Below are 6341 nucleotides of genomic sequence, written 5' to 3'. Positions count from 1 at the left end.
ACGGCAGACTGCGCCCTCGTTATCCACAGGCCCGCAGGCCGCCGACCGGCCTCGACGCAACGAAAGCGGGGTGCGCCGAAAGTTTTCGGCGCACCCCGCTTTCGCGGTGTTGCAAGCAGGGCGGACTACGCGGTATCGCTGCCGTCTGCGTCGTCGTCTCCGGTCTTCTCGCGCCGCAAACGCTCCTGCGCCTCGGTCGCTTCGAGCTGCGCGATCGGGTCGTCGAAGCTCGACGAGCCACCACCGACTACTCCGTCGATGAAACCGGCGGGATCGTCCAGGTCCGCCGAGACCGGAAGAAGATCGGGATGGGCCCAGACGCCGTCGCGGCCGTCGATGCCTGCGGCGGCGCTCAGCCTGCGCCATAGCTCGCTCGCTTCCCGGACCTTGCGAGGACGGAGCTCGAGGCCGACGAGCGTTGCGAAGGTCTGCTCGGCAGGACCGCCGGATGCGCGTCGGCGTCGAATCGTTTCCCCCAATGCCACGGCGCCGGGCAGTCGGTCTCCCAGGGCTTCGGCAACAATGGTTTCGACCCAACCCTCGACCAGCGCGAGCAGCGTTTCGAGGCGTTCGAGGGCCTGCTTCTGCTCGGGAGTCGTCTGGGGTTCGAAAGCACCCTGCTGCAGAATCTCTTCGATCTTCGACGGATCGGTCAGCGACGACGGGTCCAGGCCGGCAGCCGCTTCCTCGATGGCGGAGAAGTCCATCCGGATGCCACGTGCGTACTCTTCGACGGTTGCGAGGACTCGCTGTCGAAGCCACGGTATGTGGCTGTACAGCCGCTGGTGGGCTGCCTCTCGCGCGGCGAGAAAGACCAGCACTTCGCGCTCGGGCTGCTCGAGGCCCTCGGTGAACGACGCGATGGCTTCGGGCAGCAAGGCTGCTACCCCGCTCGGTCCGAGCGGGATGCCGATGTCGGTCGAAGTCAGAACTTCTTTCGACAGCTGGCCCAGGGCCTGACCGAGTTGGGAACCGAAGGCCATGCCGCCCATCTGCGTCAGCATGCCCATCATCGGGCCTGCCATCTGCTGTGCCTCCGCAGGAAGGCCGGCGGTCCACATTCCCGAAATCTGTTCGGCGACGGGGTCACACAGCCGCTTCCAGGTGTCGATCGTGTTGTCGAGCCAGTCGCCGGGCGTCCACGCGGCGGTCTTCGACGCGCCTGCGGGGAGAGTGGTGGCACCGTCGAGCCACAGTTCGGCCAGGTGGGCGGCGTCGGCAACTGCCTCTGTCTTGCCGGCGCCGATGGGAGTGATGGTGCCGATCTGCTGGCGCGCCAACTGCTTTGCCAGGTCGTAGTTGACCGGACCCGCCGCGGCACCGCCGGCGCCCGGAGCGCCCATTCCGCTCAACATCTGGCCGAATTGGGTGAGCATCTGGCCGAGCGCGGCCGGGTCGAAGCCCTCGCCTCCGAAGCCGAACCCACCGGGCCCGCCGGGAGTGCCGTCGCCCTGGTCCTTCTTCTTGTCCGGATCCTCGTCGGAGCCCTGGAAACCAAAATTGCTCATGGGTCAACGGTACAAGGCATGGAGGCCGGGAGCACCGCTGTGCGTCACGCTGCTGGCGAACACACCGGACCGCGCCGAACCGGGACAGAAGAGAGCCGACGAAGAGCACGACGCAGGGGGCTCACATCGTGCGCACAGTCGGCGGATCTAATGTTTGTCGGGTGAATCGTAGGATTGCCACTCTGGTAGCCGCTCTCGTGCCCGTCGTCGTACTCGGCGTAGTCGGCACGGTGATCACCGTGCCGTTCGCAGCCCTGGGGCCCGGGCCGACGTACAACACGCTCGGTGACGCGGACGGCGCTCCGGTCGTGCAGATCGACGGCGCGGACGTCGATCCGACAACCGGCCACCTCAACATGACCACGGTGGCCGTTCGCGATCAGCTGAACATCTTCGAAGCGGTCGGATTCTGGATCAGCGGTAGGCAGGGCCTCGTTCCGCGGGAGGAGGTGTACCCGCCGGACAAGACCAAAGAAGAGGTGCAGCAGAGCAATCAGGCCGACTTCGAGCAATCCGAGGACAGTGCTCAGTTGGCCGCCCTGCATCATCTCGGGCTGCCGGTCGTCCTGATTGTCGGATCGGTCGCGCCCGACGGTCCTGCCGCAGGCGTTCTGAACGAGAGGGAGCGGCTGGTCTCGGTCGCGGGCGTCCCCGTCGACACCGTCACCGGAGTACGCGAGACCGTCAGCGCCCGGGCGCCGGGGGAGACCATCGATATCGTCGTCGCGACGGATACCGGAGAGCGGACCGAGTCGGTCGTGCTCGGTGCGCGACCCGACGACGGCGAACAGGGTTATTTGGGAGTGACGCCGGCCGAGGAACCGGACGTCCCCTTCACCGTCAAGTTCAACCTCGCCGACGTCGGCGGCCCATCGGCCGGTCTGATGTTCAGCCTTGCCGTCGTCGACAAGCTCAGTCCCGGCGAGTTGAGCAACGGAGACTTCGTCGCCGGCACGGGCACGATCGATTCCGAGGGGGTCGTCGGGCCGATCGGCGGAATCCCGTACAAACTCATCGCGGCAAGAGAAGCCGGAGCGAGCACCTTCTTGGTCCCGTCCCGAAACTGTGACGAAGCCAAGCAGAACGTGCCCGACGGGTTACGACTCGTGAAGGTCGAATCCCTCGACGGCGCGATCGAATCTCTGGAAACGATCGGCAGCGGCGGCGACGCCCCGAGCTGCTGATCCTCCGTCGTCAGTCGTCTTCCACCACATCGAAAGTCGCGTACAGGGCGTTCACGACTGCCGGGGCAAGATCGTCGTAGAGCAGCAGTTCGGTCGGCGCGAACGGGTCGGCGTCCTCGTCGGGCTGCATCTGCAGCAGCGTCAGTGACGGCCCGTCTTTGACGACGGCAGCGATCAGGCGTCCGTCCTTGCGATCCGGATGCGAATGCGCAGCGTGCCGCGCGGCATCGTCGGCTGCGTCGCGATCTGCCAGTAGGGGAACGAGCGCATCGTCGAGCGCGGATTCTGCCGCGGGGGGCAATACGACGATCTCCTGAACCAGAGCACAGCCCACCACGCCGTCGGGCCAACTGGTCTGCGCCAGGAACTCGTCCAGCGCGCGAGGACCTTCGGTGAGATCCTCCGGGAGCGAATGCTGCTGAATCGGTGTCAATGCTGCACCGTCGGTGAGCTCGTCCAGCAGGGCGGGTTCCGCTGCGGCGAGGAGCGATGTCGGGACGAGCGCGAACAGTTGAGGCGGCTGGCCCCACCCTTCACCGTCGACGAAATCGGCTACCTCACGCGCGCAACGCGCCAAAGCATCACCGAGGGCTTGGACGTTCGAATCCGGATCCACTCCGTCACGGAAGAGGTCGTCGTTGAAATCGCTCACCGACTCATCTTCCCACCGATGGTCGACGACCACGGCACTGCCCGAGACGAGGGGGGTCGGCGGGGCGGTCGACCGTTCCGTACAGTGGGTCCCAATTCGGACATCAGCGCACATCGTGCGCCGTCGAACCATCTGCGATGCCATGCGGTATCGCCCGAAGTTGGAGTGTGGCACGTGGGCATGAGGGCCCCAACCGGTTTACCGTCGCTGTCGCGGCGCGGCCGAATATTACTCGTCTTGGCATTGGTCCTCGCAGCGTTGCTGCTCGTCGGTCCGCGCCTCATCGACACCTACACGAACTGGCTGTGGTTCGGAGAAGTCGGTTTCCGTCAGGTCTTCACCACGACATTGGTGACGCGGCTGGTCCTGTTCCTGATCGTGGGCTTGCTCGTTGGCGGCGTCGTCTTCCTGTCGTTGCTGCTGGCCTACCGAAATCGCCCCGTGTTCGTTCCCGTTGCGGGGCCGAACGATCCAATTGCGCGATACCGCACGACCGTCATGACCCGTCTGCGTTTGTTCGGCATCGGGATTCCGCTGGTCTTCGGTGTCATTTCAGGTCTTATCGCGCAGACCAGCTGGATCACCGTTCAGCTGTTTCTGCACGGCGACAACTTCGGTGTCACCGATCCGCAGTTCGGCCTGGACATCGGTTTCTACTCCTTCGATCTGCCGTTCTACCGATTCGTTCTCAACTGGCTTTTCGTCTCCACGCTGATCGCATTCTTCGCAAACCTGGTGACGCAGTACGTTTTCGGCGGCATCAGGCTCGCAGGCCGGGAAGGCGCACTGACCCGCGCTGCGCGTATCCAGCTGGCAGTACTCGCTGGTGCGTTCGTTCTGTTCAAGGCCATCGCGTACTGGCTCGACCGGTACTCGCTGCTGTCCAGTACCCGCAAGGAACCCACGTTCAGTGGCGCCGGCTTCACCGATATCAACGCAGTGCTTCCGGCGAAGCTGATTTTGCTGGCCATCGCATTGATCTGTGCAGCAGCGTTTTTCGCGGCGATCTTCCTCCGTGATCTGCGGGTACCCGCCCTTGCCACCGCACTGCTGGTGCTCTCGTCCATCCTCGTCGGCGCGGTGTTCCCGCTGTTGATGGAGCAGTTCTCGGTGCGCCCGAACGCGGCCGAGAAAGAACGCGCCTACATCGAGCGAAACATCGACGCCACGAGAGACGCGTACGGAATCGGCGATGACGTCGTCGAGTACGAGGCCTATTCAGGCGAGGGCTCAAAGAACCCGCGCGAGAGCCAGGCGGACATCACCACTATCGCCAACACCCGCCTGCTCGATCCCAACGTTCTTTCTCGCACGTTCACGCAGCAGCAGCAGCTGAAGAACTTCTTCGGCTTTCCCGCGTCACTCGACATCGATCGCTACGAGATCGACGGGCAGCTGCAGGACTACATCGTCGCCGCACGTGAGCTCTCTCCCGAAAGCCTGACCGGCAACCAGACCGACTGGATCAACCGCCACACCGTCTACACCCACGGCAACGGCTTCGTCGCGGCTCCCGCGAACCGAGTCAACGCGGCAGTCGAGGATCCGACGGCCGAGGGTGCGAGCAGCAACAGCGGCTACCCGATCTACACGGTCAGCGACATCGCGTCGCAGGGCACCGATCAGGTCATTCCGGTCGATCAGCCCCGCATCTACTACGGCGAGGTCATTGCGCAGGCCGATCCCGACTACGCAATCGTCGGCGCCGCCGGATCGGACGACCGCGAGTACGACACCGATACTTCCCGCTACACCTACACCGGTGGCGGCGGCGTGTCCGTGGGCAACTGGATCAACCGTTTGGCGTTCGCCGCCAAGTACGCCGAGCGCAACATCCTCTTCTCGGGTGCAATCGGCGACGATTCGAAAATCCTCTTCAATCGGGACCCGCGCGAGCGCGTGCAGAAGGTCGCTCCCTGGCTGACTACCGACACGGACTCCTACCCGGCGGTCGTCGACGGCAAGATCGTGTGGATCGTCGACGGCTACACCACGCTCGAGAACTATCCGTACGCCCAGCGTGCATCGCTGGACGGACTCACTGTGGACAGCGTCGAGCCCACCACCGGCCGTCCGCTTCCTCGCGACGAAGTGTCGTACATCCGTAACTCGGTGAAGGCGACCGTCGACGCATACGACGGTTCGGTCACGCTGTACCAGGTCGACGACACCGATCCCGTTCTCAAGGCGTGGATGGGTGTGTTCCCGGATTCGGTCCAGCCGGAGTCGGCTGTGTCGGACGAGTTGCGTTCGCACTTCCGGTACCCGGAAGACCTGTTCAAGGTTCAGCGCGAAATGCTGGCCAAGTACCACGTCGACGACCCCAACGAATTCTTCACCAACAATGCGTTCTGGTCTGTACCGAGCGATCCGACCATCGACGGTGGCACCGATCTGAACCAGCCGCCGTATTACGTGCTGATCGGTGATCCGGAAACCGGCGAGCCTTCGTTCCGGCTGACGAGTGCCATGGTCGGGTTCAACCGAGAACTGTTGTCGGCGTACATCTCGGTTCGATCGGACCCCGACAACTACGGCAAGTTCACCGTGCTGCAGTTGCCGACCGACACTCAAACTCAAGGTCCGCAGCAGGCGCAGAACTCGATGACGTCCGATTCCCGAGTTGCGTCGGACCGCACTCTGCTGCAGCAGTCGAACAACATTCAGTACGGCAACTTGTTGACGCTGCCCATCGCAGACGGCGGAATCCTGTACGTGGAACCGCTGTACACCGAGCGCAATACGGCGTCGACGTCGACGTTCCCGCAGCTCACTCGAGTCCTGGTCAGCTACCGCGAGCCAGGATCGGACGGCGGAGTGCGCGTCGGCTATGCGGCGAGGTTGTCGGAGGCGCTCGATCAAGTCTTCGGCTCCGGCACCGGCACGGCTGCTACCGCGCCCGGAGGGGATGCCGCGGATCCGCAGCCGACTTCGGAGGCAGGTACCCCCGAGGCTGCGGCACCCGCGGGAACACCCAACGCGAGTCCCGCCCCTGCA

4 protein-coding genes are annotated in these 6341 nt (G+C 64.5%); 2 read left to right on the top strand and 2 right to left on the bottom strand.

All coding sequences use genetic code 11. The annotated features are described in order from the left end of the window. Window positions 1-125 precede the first annotated feature (125 nt). Window positions 126-1508, bottom strand: coding sequence for a zinc-dependent metalloprotease (locus WBQ44_RS00765; RefSeq protein ID WP_495564830.1), 1383 nt, complete (start codon window positions 1506-1508; stop codon window positions 126-128). Window positions 1509-1669: 161 nt separating this feature from the next. Between WBQ44_RS00765 and WBQ44_RS00760 the strand changes: the two genes are divergently transcribed. After that, on the top strand, window positions 1670-2692 hold the full coding sequence (locus WBQ44_RS00760; RefSeq protein WP_495564829.1) for a YlbL family protein: 1023 nt from the start codon (window positions 1670-1672) through the stop codon (window positions 2690-2692). 10 nt (window positions 2693-2702) lie between these two features. Here the strand turns inward: WBQ44_RS00760 and WBQ44_RS00755 are convergent, their stop codons facing one another. After that, the gene (locus WBQ44_RS00755; RefSeq protein ID WP_495564828.1) at window positions 2703-3344 is read right to left on the bottom strand and encodes a PPA1309 family protein; all 642 of its coding nucleotides are present in this window, start codon (window positions 3342-3344) and stop codon (window positions 2703-2705) included. Between the two features lie 174 nt (window positions 3345-3518). On the opposite strand from WBQ44_RS00755, the gene WBQ44_RS00750 reads away from it, so the two are divergent. Next, the coding region (locus tag WBQ44_RS00750; RefSeq protein WP_495564827.1) for a UPF0182 family protein at window positions 3519-6341 on the top strand (2823 nt) is incomplete at its 3' end.

The sequence above is a fragment of the Rhodococcus sp. (in: high G+C Gram-positive bacteria) genome (assembly GCF_049591685.1).
GTDB lineage: Bacteria > Actinomycetota > Actinomycetes > Mycobacteriales > Mycobacteriaceae > Rhodococcoides.
The sequence above is the reverse complement of the archived record's forward strand: the minus strand, read 5'-3'. Positions and strand labels throughout refer to the sequence as shown.

Coding starts and splice junctions, on each gene's coding strand:
- WBQ44_RS00765 (WP_495564830.1), bottom strand. CDS start 1,508: ATGAGCAATTTTGGTTTCCAGGGCTCCGACGAGGATCCGGACAAGAAG.